This window comes from Microbispora sp. NPDC046973 (genome assembly GCF_040644495.1).
In the GTDB taxonomy this organism is placed as follows: Bacteria; Actinomycetota; Actinomycetes; order Streptosporangiales; family Streptosporangiaceae; genus Microbispora.
Genome location: NZ_JBEYWQ010000013.1, coordinates 190547 through 206251, shown reverse-complemented (window position 1 = coordinate 206251; position 15705 = coordinate 190547). Strand labels below are relative to the sequence as shown.

Annotated in this window: 13 protein-coding genes; 7 read left to right on the top strand and 6 right to left on the bottom strand. The window is 73.1% G+C overall.

Annotated elements, in window-relative coordinates; all coding sequences use genetic code 11:
- Positions 1-82: 82 nt before the first annotated feature.
- A complete protein-coding gene (locus tag ABZ860_RS24175; protein ID WP_357054749.1) occupies positions 83-166 on the bottom strand; it encodes a putative leader peptide in 84 nt (27 codons plus the stop codon).
- A gap of 80 nt (positions 167-246) precedes the next feature.
- A complete protein-coding gene (locus tag ABZ860_RS24170; protein WP_357224020.1) occupies positions 247-381 on the bottom strand; it encodes a hypothetical protein in 135 nt (44 codons plus the stop codon).
- Between the two features lie 198 nt (positions 382-579).
- On the opposite strand from ABZ860_RS24170, the gene ABZ860_RS24165 reads away from it, so the two are divergent.
- The 4 genes from ABZ860_RS24165 to ABZ860_RS24150 all read left to right on the top strand — a co-directional run bounded on the left by ABZ860_RS24165 (position 580) and on the right by ABZ860_RS24150 (position 5198).
- The gene (locus ABZ860_RS24165) at positions 580-1554 is read left to right on the top strand and encodes a YihY/virulence factor BrkB family protein (RefSeq protein ID WP_357224018.1); all 975 of its coding nucleotides are present in this window, start codon (positions 580-582) and stop codon (positions 1552-1554) included.
- 285 nt (positions 1555-1839) lie between these two features.
- On the top strand, positions 1840-3099 hold the full coding sequence (gene glyA, locus ABZ860_RS24160; RefSeq protein ID WP_357224015.1) for a serine hydroxymethyltransferase: 1260 nt from the start codon (positions 1840-1842) through the stop codon (positions 3097-3099).
- Positions 3100-3377: 278 nt separating this feature from the next.
- On the top strand, positions 3378-4478 hold the full coding sequence (gene rsgA, locus ABZ860_RS24155; protein ID WP_357224012.1) for a ribosome small subunit-dependent GTPase A: 1101 nt from the start codon (positions 3378-3380) through the stop codon (positions 4476-4478).
- A 48-nt stretch (positions 4479-4526) separates the two neighbouring features.
- On the top strand, positions 4527-5198 hold the full coding sequence (locus ABZ860_RS24150) for a phosphoribosyltransferase family protein (protein ID WP_357224103.1): 672 nt from the start codon (positions 4527-4529) through the stop codon (positions 5196-5198).
- 87 nt (positions 5199-5285) lie between these two features.
- Here ABZ860_RS24150 and ABZ860_RS24145 read toward each other — a convergent pair whose 3' ends face one another.
- The 3 genes from ABZ860_RS24145 to ABZ860_RS24135 form a co-directional block, all read right to left on the bottom strand.
- Complete coding sequence (locus ABZ860_RS24145) at positions 5286-5600, bottom strand: WhiB family transcriptional regulator (RefSeq protein WP_076434697.1); 315 nt, start codon at positions 5598-5600, stop codon at positions 5286-5288.
- A 116-nt stretch (positions 5601-5716) separates the two neighbouring features.
- Positions 5717-6622 (bottom strand): sucrase ferredoxin, encoded by a 906-nt coding sequence (locus ABZ860_RS24140; protein WP_357224009.1) that lies wholly within the window; start codon positions 6620-6622, stop codon positions 5717-5719.
- 157 nt (positions 6623-6779) lie between these two features.
- A complete protein-coding gene (locus ABZ860_RS24135; protein WP_357224006.1) occupies positions 6780-8309 on the bottom strand; it encodes a glycerol-3-phosphate dehydrogenase/oxidase in 1530 nt (509 codons plus the stop codon).
- Positions 8310-8366: 57 nt separating this feature from the next.
- Here ABZ860_RS24135 and ABZ860_RS24130 point away from each other — a divergent pair, with 57 nt between their 5' ends.
- From ABZ860_RS24130 to ABZ860_RS24120, 3 genes are all read left to right on the top strand, one after another.
- Positions 8367-9980, top strand: coding sequence for an FAD-binding oxidoreductase (locus ABZ860_RS24130; protein WP_357224003.1), 1614 nt, complete (start codon positions 8367-8369; stop codon positions 9978-9980).
- A 180-nt stretch (positions 9981-10160) separates the two neighbouring features.
- On the top strand, positions 10161-11660 hold the full coding sequence (locus ABZ860_RS24125; RefSeq protein ID WP_357224000.1) for a metallophosphoesterase: 1500 nt from the start codon (positions 10161-10163) through the stop codon (positions 11658-11660).
- Positions 11661-11712: 52 nt separating this feature from the next.
- On the top strand, positions 11713-13338 hold the full coding sequence (locus ABZ860_RS24120) for a bifunctional 3'-5' exonuclease/DNA polymerase (RefSeq protein WP_357223998.1): 1626 nt from the start codon (positions 11713-11715) through the stop codon (positions 13336-13338).
- 66 nt (positions 13339-13404) lie between these two features.
- Here the strand turns inward: ABZ860_RS24120 and ABZ860_RS24115 are convergent, their stop codons facing one another.
- The gene (locus ABZ860_RS24115) at positions 13405-15564 is read right to left on the bottom strand and encodes a protein kinase (RefSeq protein WP_357223996.1); all 2160 of its coding nucleotides are present in this window, start codon (positions 15562-15564) and stop codon (positions 13405-13407) included.
- Positions 15565-15705 lie beyond the last annotated feature (141 nt).

Here is a 15705-nt window from a genome sequence, read left to right as displayed (position 1 = left end):
CTCTCACCTCGCCGTCGAGTGTGAGGGCATACGAAAACGACGCCTGGCCGAGCGCCCGGGATGGATCAGCGGAGGGCGACGGTCAGCCGGCGTCGATACAGATCGCGCTACGGACACGCAGGAGATCGACGTGGCGTCGCACGACGAGCAACGGGTCCGCTGGCATGTCCCAAACGATACCTCTGAGATCCTGGATGTCCAAGTTCGTGTCCAGGATGCGGGATTGTGACGGCTATATGACGGACATCAGCCCTTGCGGACCCAGTTCTCCGGCGGCTCGGCCTCGTGTTCCTTCTCGGACGGCTCCTGATGCTGGCAGTCGCACCAGGACCCGCCGCGGCACTCCTCGTGGCGGTGCTCCCTGCACGCTCGGCAGATCATGTCTCCATTGTGAACGCCGTGCTGCGAACCGAGCGGACCGGAGAGGGATTCGAGCGCCCCGATGGTGACGCGGGAAACACGGTTCTCGCGGGCAGAGGGCGGTGGCCCCTATCCTGGGCGGCGACAATCCGCCCGCAGGTCCCGTACTAACCGCCGCGGCAGCGGGTAGAGCCCAGTTCTCATGACCGGTTGGGTGCCATGACCTCCACGGACGCGCCGTCGCGCAGGCCGCGGCATTTCACGCGCAAGGGCATGGCGCTCGCCCGGGCGCGTCTCACCTGGCTGCGCGACACCAACCCCAACCTCTGGGCCCTGGTCAAGGCGACCACGATGGCGGGCGTCAACTACCGGGTGACCGGCCTCGCGGGCGAGGCGGCGTTCTTCGCGCTGCTGTCGCTGCCGCCGTTCGTGCTCGGGCTGCTCGGCGTCATGGGCCATCTGAGCGGGCTGCTCGGCCCGGCCGCCATCGGCGAGATCAGGCGCTGGGTCGTGGAACAGTCCGAGCTGCTGTTCACCCACAACACCGTCGAGCGAGTCGTGAAGCCGCTGCTCACCGACGTGCTGAGCGGCGGCCAGGTCTCGTTGATCTCCGTCGGCTTCCTGCTGTCGCTGTGGTCGGGCTCGCGGGCCCTGTTCGTCTACGTGGACCTGATATCCATCGCGTACGGCCTGGGGGAGACCCGGGGGATCATCCGCACCCGGGTGATGTCGTTCGGCCTCTACCTCGCCGCGCTGCTGATCGGGCTGGTCGTCATGCCGGTCCTGGTCATCGGGCCCACCCTGATGTCCACCGCCCTGCCCAGGTATGCCGCGCTCGTGACCGTTCTCTACTGGCCCGTGGTCGTGATCGGCTCGGTGCTGATGCTCACGCTGCTCTATCACGTGAGCGTGCCGCACCGGACGCGCTGGTGGCGCGAGACCCCGGGGGCCGTGCTGGCGCTGGTGATCTGGATCGTGTGCGCCGCCTTCCTGCGCGAGGTGCTGGCGGCCTGGTTCACCCCGCTGTCGATCTACGGCTCCCTCGCCGCGCCGATCGCCGTGCTGCTGTGGCTCTACATCACCGCGCTCGCCGTGCTCATCGGGGCGACGCTGAACGCGGAGGTGGACCGGCTCTGGCCGCTGGGCGGCGCCACCCGGCACGAGCATCATCACCGCAAGTCGGGCAAAGGCTGATCTTTCCGCCGTCGGCGTCGCGACGGCCCTCGCCGCCATCCACGAGGCGGGCATTACCTGTCACCCGAGCAGGCGCGGGGGAGCCGGTGACCTCCGCGGCCGACGTCTTCCCCGGAGCGACCGCGGCTGCGGCACTCGGACGGGGCGCGCTCCGATAGTGTTGAAGGCATCGCGACTGGCGCTGGGGCGCCCGATGGGGCGCAGGTGGGGCACCACCGGGGAGCGAATCTGCGGAGGCCGTGCGCCTGGGTCGCCGCCGCCGTCGACGTGGAGAAGGAAGGCGCCATGGCCGAGAACTCGCTGAACGCCGTCGATCCCGAGATCGCCGAACTGATCAGGGCGGAGGAACGGCGGCAGGCCGACACCGTCAAGCTGATCGCGTCCGAGAACTACGTGTCCCGGGCCGTCCTGGAGGCGACCGGGACCGTCCTCACCAACAAGTACTCCGAGGGCTACCCGGGCAAGCGCTACTACGAGGGCCAGCAGGTCATCGACAAGATCGAGACGCTGGCGATCGAGCGGGCCAAGTCGGTCTTCGGCGTGGGCCACGCCAACGTTCAGCCGTACTCGGGCTCGCCCGCCAACCTCGCCGTCTACCTGGCGTTCCTGAACCCGGGTGACACCGTGCTCGGCATGGGCCTGCCGTTCGGCGGCCACCTCACGCACGGCTGGTCGGTGTCCGCCACCGGCAAGTGGTTCAACTCGGTGAAGTACGGCGTGCGCCGCGACACCGGCCGCATCGACCTGGACGAGGTGCGCGCGCTGGCGCTCGAGCACCGGCCCAAGCTGATCTTCTGCGGCGGCACCGCGATCCCGCGCACGATCGACTTCCCGGCCTTCGCCGAGATCGCCAAGGAGGTCGGCGCGGTGCTTGCGGCCGACATCGCCCATATCGCGGGCCTCGTCGCCGGCGGCGCCCACCCCTCGCCGGTCGGGCACGCGGACGTGATCTCCACGACCACCCACAAGACCCTGCGCGGCCCGCGCGGCGCGATGCTCATGGCGAACTCCGACGATGTCGCCAAGGCGCTCGACAAGGCCGTGTTCCCCGGCCTCCAGGGCGGCCCGCACAACCACACCACCGCCGCCATCGCCGTCGCCCTGCACGAGGCCGCCCAGCCGGAGTTCAAGGCGTACGCCGCGCAGATCGTGAAGAACGCCCAGGCGCTCGCCGACGAGCTGCTCGCCCGCGGGTTCGACCTGGTCTCCGGCGGCACCGACAACCACCTGATCCTGATGGACCTCACGTCCAAGGGCGTCGGGGGCAAGCCGGCCGCGCAGGCTCTCGACCGGGCCGGCCTGGAGACCAACTACAACACCGTGCCCTTCGACCCGCGCAAGCCGTTCGACCCGTCGGGCATCCGCATCGGCACGCCGTCGGTCACCTCGCGCGGGATGGGCGAGGCCGAGATGCGCCAGATCGCCGCGTGGATGGACGAGGTCGTCACCGCCGTGGCCAAGGGCGACGCGGAGGACGTGATCGCCCGGGTGCACGGCGAGGTCACCGAGCTGACGAGCCGGTTCCCCGCGCCCGGCCTGTCCTGATCGGCGACATCGACGAGCGACGGCTCCCCGCGGCCCCACGAGGCCGCGGGGAGCCGTTCTCGTCGCGTCCCACAGCGCGGGTCAGGACGGATTTAATCGGTTGCGCGGGGCCGTGGCGGTGCTGCTAGTGTTCCCCCGTCGCCGCCACCGGGCGGCCAGGACCAGGGAGGTGAGGACTATGCGGGTCTTTCTGACGACCATGCCGTCCGTCAACTCCCGGGTGTCCGCCTAGTCTCCTCTCGCTGGGACACCCGGTTTCCGAAGGGTGTTCACCAGCAGTGTTCAACGATCTTTCTCTTCTCGGCTGGCACGACGGGCTCGCGGAGCAGCTCCCCGACCTGCCCGGCGGCGCCGTTCCCGCGCGTGTGGCGCGGGTCGACCGGGGCGCCGCCGAGGTCATCGCCGCCGACGGAACCCATCAGGCGCGGTTCGGCGCCCGCGTACGCAGGGCCGCGGCGGCCGATCCGCTCGCGCTTCCGTGCGTGGGGGACTGGGTCGCGCTCACCCCGCTCGACGAGGGCCGCCGCGAACTGACCGAGGTGCTGCCCCGCCGCACGGCCTTCGTCCGGGGCGGCGTGAGCCGCGACTCGCGCGGAGGGCTGTCGGGCGACGGCCAGGGCCAGGTGCTCGCCGCCAACGTCGACGTGGTCTTCGTGGCCGAGCCGTCCATGCACGCCACGGACTTCGCCGATCTCGGCAGGATCGAGCGCCTTGTGGCGCTCGCCTGGGAGAGCGGCGCCCGCCCGGTCGTGCTCGTCACCAAGGCCGACCTCTTCGACCAGGGTCTGGACGATCTCCTCGCCGACGTCGTGGCGGCGGCGCCGGGCGTCGACGTCCATCCGGTCTGCTCGCTCACCGGCGACGGCGTGGACCTGGTGCGCGCCCACCTCGGCCCCTCGGGGACCGCGGTGGTCCTCGGCCCGTCGGGCGCGGGCAAGTCCACGCTCGTCAACGCTCTCGCCGGCGCCGAGGTCATGGAGACCCAGCAGGTCAGGGCCGGCGACGGGCGGGGCAGGCACACCACCGTCCACCGGCAGCTCATCCCGCTGCCCGGCGGCGGGCTCGTCATCGACACCCCCGGCATCCGCCGGGTCGGGCTGTACGAGATGAGCGAGGGCGTCGACCTGGTCTTCTCCGACATCGAGGAGCTGGCCGAGGGCTGCCGGTTCTCCGACTGCCGGCACCGGGAGGAGCCGGGTTGCGCGGTGCTGGCGGCGGTCGAGTCGGGCGAGCTGCCCGAGCGGCGGCTGGAGAGCTGGAACAGGCTCCAGCGCGAGGCCGCCTGGATGGCCCGCCGCACCGACGCCCGGCTGCGCGCCGAGGAGACCCGCAAGTGGAAGACCATCCACAAGCAGATGCGGGGCATGAGCCGCCCGTAGGCTCGGGTGCCTCCCGTCCCGGGCGGGTATGACCGGGGCGTGAAGACGATGCGGGTGCGGCTGCCGTACGCCGACCGCGCCGAGGCGGGGACGTTGCTCGCCGAGATCCTGTGGGACATGAGCCCGCGGGATCCGGTGGTGCTCGCCCTGCCGCGCGGCGGCGTGGCGGTGGCCGCGCCGATCGCGGAGCGGCTGCGCGCCCCGCTCGACGTGCTGGTGACCCGGAAGATCGGGCATCCGGCCCGGCCCGAGCTCGGGGTCGGCGCGATCGCGGAGGGCGGGCGGCCCGTGTTCGACACCGAGATGCTCGACCGGCTCGGCCTGGAACCGGAGGACGTGGCGGAGGTGACCGGGCGGGAGCGGCGTGAGCTGGCCAGGCGGGTGCGGGTCTATCGGGGGGACCGGCCGCTGCCCGAACTGCGCGGCCGTGACGTGATCGTGGTGGACGACGGCCTGGCGACCGGAGGAACGGCCCGCGCGGCGCTGCGGGCCGTACGGACGATCCAGGCGGGGCGGGGCCGGGTGACGCTGGCGGTGCCGGTCGCCGCTCCCGAGACGGTGGAGACGATGCGGGGCGAGGCGGACGAGGTCGTCGTGCCGGCCACGCCGGAGAACTTCTGGGCGGTGGGCCAGTGGTATCGGCGGTTCGACCAGCTCACCGATGACGACGTGCTGGGCCTGCTGGCCGCTGCCGAGGGTGGAGGGACGGATGACACCTGAAGGGCGCTCCGCGTGTGCCGTCGCCCACATCGGGGGACGGGACGCGAAGCGCCCTGCGGTGACGCGTGTCGGGGAAGGGGGAAACGCTCAGGCGACGGCGCTGATGCCGGCGCTGGCGGCGCGGCGCATACGACGGCGGCGCTCGGACGCGCGCTCGTCCTCGTTGAGGCCGCCCCACGTGCCGTACTTCTCCGGGCGGGAGAGCGCGTAGTCGAGGCACTCCGCTCGCACAGGACACTGAGCGCAGATGGCCTTGGCCTTGCGCTCCCGGATGTCGCGCTCGGGCTGACGCTCGCCGTCAGGACCGAAGAACAGCACCAGGTCCTCTCCCCGGCACGCGGCATCATCCTGCCAACCCCAGCTGGGGCGCGGGCGGGCGAGCTGCCGACGTACCTGAGACATGAGAAACCACCTTTGGTGAGAGGTATTTCAGTGTTTGTGCCGCATTGGACGCTTGTGGCGTCCCTTGTGCCAACGCCGGGATAGGCCGTGGTGTTCCCGGCTCCGGGGCGGAGCCCTCAGGTCAATACCGGCGTGAGCTCGCTCAGCTCGGCCAACCTGTAGGTCGGGATTCCGTCGGCGCAGGTCAACCCGCACGGTGCCGTGAACACCGTGGGCTCGACCACGACCCGAAACCGCGACGTCCCACTCTCCGTCGTGCGCCGCACGACGCAGATCGTGGTGTCGTCAACCGACCGGGAGGATTCCACGGCCACCCCGCCGACCGAGATCTCGCCGGTGTGAGCCCGGACGAAGTGCTCGGCGGCCTGCAGTGGCTCAGGGATACCCGCGCGTCCCCGGAAACGGTCGAGGACGACCTCGCCGTGCCGGTACGCGTTTGCCGCCGCGATCGCAGCAGCCTGAGACATGCTGCCGTAGTAAAGCCCGTGTGGCAAGCATACGAGGTTGGCGGCGTATCGATCGCCGCCGACATGTGTGGTTTCCCACACTTCGCCGGGCAGGTTCTCGTCGAGGAACCGCGCCAGCGGGAGTCCCAGACGCGCACAGCACGCGTTGTGCCGGCCGTGCGTGCAGACCAGGTACATCGGCTCGTTCACCAGTATGCAGGACTCCGGAACCACTCCGTGCACGAGAGCGCCCAGGTCAAGATCGTCGGGGCGCTCCACGAAGCCCTCGGCGAGCCACGGATCGTCCACCGCGGACGCGGCGACGTAGACGTGCAGGGGGCCGGTGAGGGCCTCGCGGCGGCCGGGCCGGCGGATCAGTTGCGGCCGGATGTCAAGAGCCCTGGCGCGGGAGATCAGCCGGTGGACCTCGCCAGGCAGCCGGCACTCCTCCAGTTCCCCGGCCCAGGGCCCCGCGTGCTCGATGAGCAGCCAGAAGCGGCCCTTCTTGGTCGCGCTCGCCAGGATCGGCGCCTCCCCCGTGTGGCAGGCGGCGGGGTGCTCGCACCCGTTGGCCATCCGGACCCGTCCTTCTCTCGCGTTTCTTAGGTAAGACTAACCTTAACCAATCGCGTCAAGGCGCGCGGGAGCGGGGTGGTACCGGGCTAATCCGCAAATGTCCGGATGCTGCCGGTGCGGGTAACGGCGATGGAGAACGGGCCGGGGCGGGCGCCGATCAGGGGTAGGCCAGGGCGGCCTCGGCGGCGGGGAGGGCCGCCGCGCGATCCTCGGGCACCAGTCCGATCCTGGTTCGCCGGTCCAGCAGATCGCCGGCGTCCAAGGCGCCCTCGTGGCGCACGGACCACACCAGCTCGGCCAGGGTGATCCCCAGCGCCACCGGCTCGGCCAGGGCCGGGTCCCGGCGCATCAGGTCGCGCAGCGCCCAGGCCTCCGAGCCGTACCTGCGGGCCAGCCGCCCGGGCGTGTCGGGCCGCACCGGTCCGGCCCCGACGAGGGGCAGCCGCGCCGTACGGCTCGCGCGCGCGTGGGGGCAGGCGGCGTCGACCGCGTCCTCGGCCATCCGCCGGTAGGTGGTGAGCTTCCCGCCCACGACCGTCACGACGCCGTCCGGCGAGCGCAGCACCGCGTGGCGGCGGGACAGGTCGGCCGTCCGCCCGGCGCCGGCCGTTTCGGCCGTGCCCGCCGTGTCGGCCGTGTCCACCGTGTCGATCAGGGGCCGCAGCCCGGCGAAGGCGCCGGCGACGTCCGCGCGGGACAGCGGGCGGTCCAGCGCCGTCCCGACGACCTCCAGCAGGAACGCGACGTCGCTCTCAGGAGCCTCGGGGACGTCCGGGACCGGGCCGTCGAGCGGTTCGTCGGTCAGCCCCGCGTAGACCCGCCCGTCGGCCTGGGGGAGCACCAGCGCGAAGCGGGCGCGCTCGCCGGGGATCGGCACGTGCAGCCCCGCGCGCAGCGCGCCGAGAGCGCCGGGGCGCAGGACGAGGTGCGTGCCCCGCGAGGGACGCAGCGCCACCGACGGCGTCAGCTCTCCGGCCCACACGCCGGTCGCGTTGATCACCGCACGGGCCCGGATGTCGAACTCGTCGCCGGTCAGCTCGTCGCGCACCCGGGCGCCGTCCCCGGCGAGCGCCAGCGCCCGGCACCGGGTGAGGATCCGCGCCCCGTGGGCGGCGGCCGTACGCGCCAGCGCGACGACCAGGCGGGCGTCGTCCACCACCCGGCCGTCCCACGACAGCAGCGCCCCGCGCAGGCCGTCCGCCCGCAGCGACGGGGCCAGCGCGAGCGCCCGGCCGGCCGCGAGCCGGGAGGGGCCGGGCAGCAGGCGCCGCGGCGTGCCCGCGGCGGCCCGCAGCGCGTCGCCCAGGCGGTAGCCGGCCATGAGGGTCGCGGCCTGAGCCCGGGGGACGGCCGGCGTCAGGGGCAGCAGGTACGGGTGGGCGGCGACCAGATGGGGCGCGGTGAAGCGCAGCAGCGCGTCGCGCTCCACCGCGCTCTCCCACGCCACGCCGACCTGCCCGCTCGCGAGGTAGCGCAGCCCGCCGTGGATCAGCTTGGAGCTCCACCGGGAGGTGCCGAACGCCAGGTCGTGCGCGTCCACGGCGGCCACCGACAGCCCGCGCGAGGCGGCGTCGAGTGCCGCTCCGGCCCCCGTCGCCCCCAGCCCGACCACGAGGACGTCCACGACGTCTGTACGCGCCTCGTCCAGCTCCCACCGGCGCCTGGCCGCGTTCAGTGAGGAGTTCATGTCCCCTCCACTACTTCCGCATTACTCTTTAGTAACCTACCTGGAGGCGCGACGGCTATGGAAACCCCTCTCACCGCGGCGGAACCCATGCTCTGGTCGGGCTGGGGCGATCCGGCCAAGGCCGCCGAGCTGCCCGCGCCGGTGCGCGACCTGCTGGCGGAGCTCCTCGGCGTCCGGGCGCCCGCCACACCGGCGGCGACGTTCGGCGAGGTGCGGCTGCCGCCGGTGGCGCTGCCGCCGCCCGTCCTGGCCGCGCTGGCCGCGATCGTGGGGGACGAGCACGTGCGGGCCGACGACGACGCCCGCATCCGCCACACCAGGGGCAAGTCCACCCCCGACCTGCTGCTCATGCGCGCGGGGGACGCCTCGGACGCGCCCGACGCCGTCGTGCTCCCCGGCTCGCACGACGAGGTGGCCGCCGTGCTGCGCCTGTGCGCGGAGCAGCGGGTGGCCGTGGTGCCGTTCGGCGGGGGCACCTCGGTGGTCGGCGGCCTGGTGGCGGCGCGGTGTGGCTCCGAGGGGGGCTTCACGGGCGTGGTCGCGCTCGACCTGGCCCGGCTCAACCGGCTGGTCTCCGTCGACCCCGTCTCCATGATCGCCGAGCTGGAGCCCGGCCTGCGCGCGCCGCAGGCCGAGCAGCTCCTCGCCGCGCACGGGCTGACGCTCGGGCACTTCCCCCAGTCGTACGAGTACGCGACGCTGGGCGGGTTCGCGGCGGCCAGGTCCAGCGGGCAGGCCTCGGCCGGGTACGGCAGGTTCGACGACATGGTCGCCGGCATGACCGTGGCGACGCCCCGGGGCACGCTGGAGATCGGCCGCGCGCCCAGGTCGGCCGCCGGGCCCGACCTGCGCCAGGTGTTCCTGGGCTCGGAGGGCGCCTTCGGGGTGATCACCTCGCTGCGGCTGCGCGTCCGCCGGGCCCCGGCCGTCAGGACGTACGAGGGCTGGCGGTTCGCCACCTTCGCCGAGGGCACGGCCGCGATGCGGCGGCTCGCGCAGCAGGAGGGGCCGCCGCCCACCGTGCTGAGGCTGTCGGACGAGACCGAGACCATGGTCGGGCTGGCGAAGCCGACCGACCTCGGCGCGGCGGGGCGCGACTCCGGCTGCCTGATGGTGGCGGGCTTCGAGGGCTCCCCTGGCGACGTGGCCCACCGGCGGGACCTGGCCGCCGCCGTGCTGGTCGAGGCGGGCGGCGTGCACCTCGGGCCGGAGCCGGGCGACAAGTGGGCGCAGGGCCGGTTCTCCGCCCCCTACCTGCGCGACTCCCTGCTGGCGGCAGGGGCGACGGTGGAGACGCTGGAGACCGCCTGCTTCTGGTCGAACCTGCCGCGCCTGTACGACGCCGTACGGCTGGCCCTGCTCGGCGCGCTCGGTTCACCGCTGGTCATGTGCCACATCTCCCACGTGTACGCCACGGGGGCCTCGCTGTACTTCACCGTGGTGACCGCGCAGACGGGCGACCCGCTCCGGCAGTGGGCGGCGGCCAAGCGCGCGGCGAACGAGGCGATCGTGCAGGCGGGCGGGACGATCTCGCACCACCACGGCGTCGGCCGCGACCACCGCGAGGCGTACGCCGCGGAGATCGGCGACCTGGGCGGCGAGATCCTGCGGGGGATCAAGGAACGGCTCGACCCCGCGGGGATCCTCAACCCGGGTGTGCTGATCCCCTAGCGCCTCTCCCTCCAATCTTTGCCCCTTCGCGTCGCCCAGAGCGGCACCTCGCTGCGTTGTCGTCGTCACCCATAGCTCCGCTATGGCCTCCTCCTCCGCCTTGTGATGCACCACTCTGGACACCGCTCAGTTCGGGCAAATCTTGTCGGTCGAGGCGCTAGAAACGCCAAGATTGTTCCCATGGTCGATGTGGGCGCGGCCGCCGCGCGGGGGAAGCAGGTCTCGTCACGGGTGTCGCAGGCCGGAGCGGGCTGGGACTGTACGCAGATCGGCACGTTCGACGCGCTGCGGCCCAACCGGAACTCCTTCACCTGGCTGAACCCCGCGACCCTGTGGCGGTCCCGCAACGAGGTCCTGGCCCAGTTGTTCGGCGACCCCTCGCCGCAGGTGCGCCGCCGCTGGGTGGCGGCTCAGCGCGACCGCGGCGTGGACGAGGACTTCCGCATCAGGCTCGACCCGGGGGAGGAGTTCTCGTTCCTGGTGCTCGGCGACACCGGCGAGGGCGACGCCTCGCAGTATGCGGTGGTGCCCGGGCTGCTCAAGCTCGGCGCGGACACCGCGTTCGCCGTCATCGCGAGCGACGTGATCTACCCGACCGGCTCGGGCAACGAGTACTGCGACAAGTTCTTCCGGCCCTACAAGGACTACCCGGCCCCGATCTTCGCCGTGCCCGGCAACCACGACTGGTATGACGGGCTCGGCGGCTTCATGCGGGTCTTCTGCGACGCCCAGCCCCTGTCCGCCGAACAGCGCGGGTTCCGGTTGTCGCCCGACGGGCTGCGCGGGCTGCTGTGGAAGAAGCCGGAGACGATCGACGAGGACGCCATCGCCGAGGCGAGGAAGATGCGGCCCAACCCCGGCCCGGCGCTGCCGGGACCCTACTGGGTGATCGACACCGGCCGCCTGCTGCTCGTCGGCATCGACACCGGGATCAAGGGCACCCTCGACCGCGAGCAGGGCGAGTGGCTGCGCCGGGTCTCCGCCGGGCCCCGGCCCAAGATCCTGATCACCGGCAAGCCGATCTACGTCAACAACGCCTACCACCCGTGCGAGATCGAGGGCGGCGGCACGGTGGACGACGTGGTCCGCGACCCGGCGCACAACTACGTCGCGGCGATCGGCGGCGACGTGCACAACTACCAGCGCTACCCGGTCCGGGTGGAGGGACGGCTCATCCAGTACGTCGTGTCCGGGGGCGGCGGGGCGTTCATGCACGCCACGCACACGATCCCCCGGGTGGACGCCGGCGGCGTCCACGAGGACGACTTCAAGTGCTACCCGCTGCGCGGCGACTCGCTGTCGTTCTACAGCCTGCTCTACAGCAGGAGGCTGCGGCTGCGCGGGCTCTACGTCACGCCGGAGGAGGGGCTGGCGCTGATGTCCCGGCGGATCGGCAACACCCCGCCCAGGCCCACGCCCGGGGCGCCGATCGGCGCGCGGGTGAGGTGGGCGGCCCGGCTGCTCGGCGGCTGGCCGATGCCGTTCCGCCTGCCGGTGGGGCGGGTCTTCCACCGGTACATCTCCGAGCTGTCCGACTGGGACACCCCGCCCTTCTTCAAGAGTTTCCTCCACCTGTCGGTCACCGGGGACACGCTCCGGCTGCGCTGTTTCGCCGCGACGGGCTGCCTGCCGCAGGAGGAGGAGCCGCCGCTGGAGGACGAGGTCGAGATCCCGCTCTGACCGGCCGGGCGCGGGTCGGGGAAATGTCGGCGCCGCCTGGCACGCTGGTGGGGTGCACGTTGTGGTGGCGGCCGACGCCGAGGGGGGCGGCACCGTGAAGCCCCTCGGCGGGCCGGCGAGCCGGGTCGCCGATCTCGCGGCGGCCGTGCGCTCGCTGGAGGCCGCCGAGCGGCCCCGCTGGGTGTGGGCCGACGCCCGGCGCGTCTACCCGGCGCTCCTGTCCGCCGGCGTACGGCTGTCGCGCTGCCACGACGTCGCGCTGACCGAGAACCTGCTCCTGGCGGCGGACGGGCGCTACGGGGAGCCCAGACAGGTCCAGGCGGCCTACGCGCGCCTGCGCGGCCTCCCGGTGCCCGACGACCCCCACGAGGCGTCAGACGCGCACCAGGGGGCCGGGACGCAGGCGAGCCTGTTCGACCCGGCGCCCCCGAGGCACGGCGTGCCCGAGGCCGACATGGTCGCCGAGGTGTTCGAGGACCAGCGCCGCCGCGTCGCGCGCACACCCGACCCCGGGCGCTTCCGCCTGCTCGTCGCCGCCGAGTCGGCCGGTGCGCTCATCGCCGCGGAGATGGCCCACGACGGCATGCCGTGGCGCGAGGACGTCCACGACGCGCTGCTGACCGACCTGCTCGGGCCCCGTCCCGCCCACGGCATGCGGCCCGCGAAGCTCCAGGCCCTTGCCGACGAGGTGTCGGCCGCCTTCGGCCACCTGGTCAACCCGGACTCCCCGCAGCAGATCGTCCGGGCGTTCAAGACCGTGGGGATCGAGATCCCGTCCACCCGCTCCCGCGTGCTGAAGACGGTCGACCATCCGGCCGTCGCGCCGCTGTTGGCGTACAAGGAACTGGCCCGTCTGTACAGCTTCCACGGCTGGACCTGGGCCGCGCAGTGGGTCAGCGGCGACCGCTTCCGGCCCGAGTACGTCGTGGGCGGGGTGGTGAGCGGCCGGTGGGCCACCAGCGGCGGCGGCGCGCTGCAGATCCCGAAGGTCATGCGCAGGGTCGTGATGGCCGACGACGGGTGGACGCTCGTGGTCGCCGACGCCGCGCAGCTCGAACCCCGGGTGCTGGCCGCGCTGTCCGGCGACCGGGGGCTCGCGCGGGCGGCCGGGGAGATCGACCTGTACGCCGCGCTGGCCCAGGCGTTCGGCGGCGTCCGCGAGTCCGCCAAGATCGCCATGCTGTCCGCGATGTACGGCGGGACCAGCGGCGACGCCTCCAAACTTCTGGCCGTGATGCGGCAGCGGTTTCCCAAGGCGTACGCGTTCGTGGAGGACGCGGCCCGCGCGGGGGAGGAGGGGCGGCTGGTCCGCTCGTGGCTGGGCCGCACCTGCCCGCCCCCGTCGGACCGGTGGCGGCGCCTGGTGGCCGGTCCTGAGGGCGCCAGGGCGGCCAGGGACCGGGGGAGGTTCACCCGCAACTTCGTCGTGCAGGCCACAGCGGCCGAGTGGGCGCTGACGCTCCTCGCCGTGCTGCGCGGGCTGCTGCCCGACTCGGCGCGGCTGGTGTTCTTCCAGCACGACGAGGTGATGGTGCACTGCCCGCTCGACGTGGCGGGCGAGGTCCGCGAGGCCGTCGGCCGCGCGGCGGACGAGGCGACCCGGCTGCTGTTCGGCGACACCACGGTCCGCTTCCCGATGGAGGCGGTGGCCGTCACCTGCTACGCCGACGCCAAGTGACCCGGCGGCCACGTCCGTGCGCCCTTCCCGGGGACGTCGCCGGTCGCCCTCGGGAAGGGACGGGCGTCAGGCGGGGCGGAAGGTGCTCCAGAGGGCCTGCCGCACCGGTGCCGCGGACTCGTTCCAGTCGAAGTCGGGCGAGGCGAACATGATGGCGTAGGCGCGTTCGCCGGCCTCCAGATAGCGGATGACCGCGTGGACGGTGACCTCGCTGGTGTTGGTGTAGGTGTACTCCCAGTCGGCCGCGGGGTAGCGGTAGTCCACCTGGCGCAGCTGGACCTGGGTGTAGTCGGTGAAGTCCTTGATGTTCAGGTTCTGCTCGGCGGACCGCAGCGCCGTCAGGCTGCCGTCGGGGATCCTCTTGATCGTGATGCTCTGCCCGCTGTCCTTCGGGCCCGTCAGCCTGACCACGTCGTTGTCGACCGCGGTGCTCCACTCCTTCGGCACCGCGAGCGACACCCCGCCCTCGGTCACCAGGTGGTAGCCCTCGGGCACGCGAACGGCCGACAGCGGGCGCACGGTCGGCGTGGCGGCGTCGGTGGGCGTGAGGGTGGCGGCCGACCTGCCGTCCTGCTGGGAGACCACGGCCTCGTCCGGTCCGCTCGGCAGCAGCACGAACACGATCGCGACGATCAACGCGACCACGGCCGCGGCGGCGACGCCGAGCAGGAGCTTCGACCGGCCCTCGCCGTCGGGGAGTGCGTCGGCCCGCTCCTTGCGCCTGCGCCCCGCCCGGGGCCCGTGCGGACCCGTGGCGTCCGCGACCGGCCCCGAGTCGCCGCCCAGCGGTGCGGCGGCCTGCGGCGCGAGGGTCTGCGGTGCGAGAGTCTGCGGTGCGAGGCCCTGCGCGGCGGCCTGTTGCGGCGGAAGGTGCTGCGGTCCCGTCTGGTGGGGCGCCGCGTGCTGCCCGCTCCGGTGCGGCGGCCGTGGGGTGCCGCCCAAGTCGCCGGGCATGTCGCCCGGCGCGGGCGTCGGCCACATGGCCTCCTTAGGCCGCTCCGGCGCGTGGGTCGAGCCCGAGGGGGACGACAGCGAGTCGAAGCCCGTGTCGAAGGCGGGGGTCTGCCCGAAGGCGTTCACGGGCCCGAACGCGCCCGGAGGCTCGTACGCGGGGTCGGCGGGCCGTGGCTCTCCGGCGCGGGGTTCCGCGGGGCGGGGCGCGGCGCCGGGCGGGGTGGCCGCGCCCGCGGGCAGGTTCTCCGCCGTGAGCGGCACGCGGACCGGACCCGAGGGCGTCTCGATGATGCGCGAGGGCAGCGGCCCCGAGGGGATGTCGAGCGGCGGCAGCAAGCCCGCGGGCGTGGAGTCCTGCGGGGTCGGCACCGACGTCGGCGTGCCGGCGCGGCCCGGCAGCCCGGCGCCGTGGCTGTGGAGCACCCGCTCCAGCATCTCCGCGACCTGCGCGGCCGGAAGGCGGTCGGCCGGGTTCTTGCGGAGCAGGCCCTCGATGACCGGCAGCAGCGCGCCCGCCCGGCGCGGCCGGTTGGGCTCCTGCGTCAGCACCGCGCCGAGCACGGCGACCGCGTCCGGACCCTCGTACGGAGGGCGGCCCTCAACGGCGGCGTACAGCGTCGCACCGAAGGACCACAGGTCGGCGGCGTGGGTGATCGGGCGGCCCTGCAGGCGCTCCGGCGGGATGTAGGCGGGCGAGCCCATGAGCAGCCCGGTCTGGGTGATCGTGACGTCGCCCTCGATGGCGGCGATGCCGAAGTCGGTGAGCACCACGCGGTCGGCGGTGAGCAGCACGTTGCCGGGCTTCACGTCCCGGTGGAGGATGCCGGCGGCGTGGGCGTGACGCAGCGCGTCGAGCACCCGGATGCCGATCTCGGCGGCCTGCACGACCGGCAGCGGGCCGCTCTGCCGCACGGCCTGCTCGAGGGACCAGGCGCGGACGAGCTCCATGACGATCCACGGGCGCCCGTCCTCCTCGACGACGTCGTGGACGGTGACGATGCCGGGATGGCTGAGCCGGGCGGCCGAGCGCGCCTCGCGCAGCATGCGCCGGTGGGCCGTCTGCGCGCCGGCGTTGTCGAGCCCGAACGGCAGGAGCAGTTCCTTGACCGCGACGTCCCGGTCGAGGAGCACGTCGTGGGCGTGCCACACCATCCCCATACCGCCGCGGCCCACCGGGGACAGCAGCCGGTAGCGCCGGCCGACGAGACGTCCCTGCCCTTCGGGGGCGCCCCCCGCGGGGACGCGGCCCACAGGTCCTTGACCCTCTGGCATAGGGGGGACCATACCGAGCAGGCGATCTGTCGTCATAGATTAGGTCCCCAATTCACGCTCGCTCCGCAAGATCTTCCGAACGGACCGTGCGAATTGCATCGGATATCTGAGGTTGACGACGATATTACGGTCTGATGACGG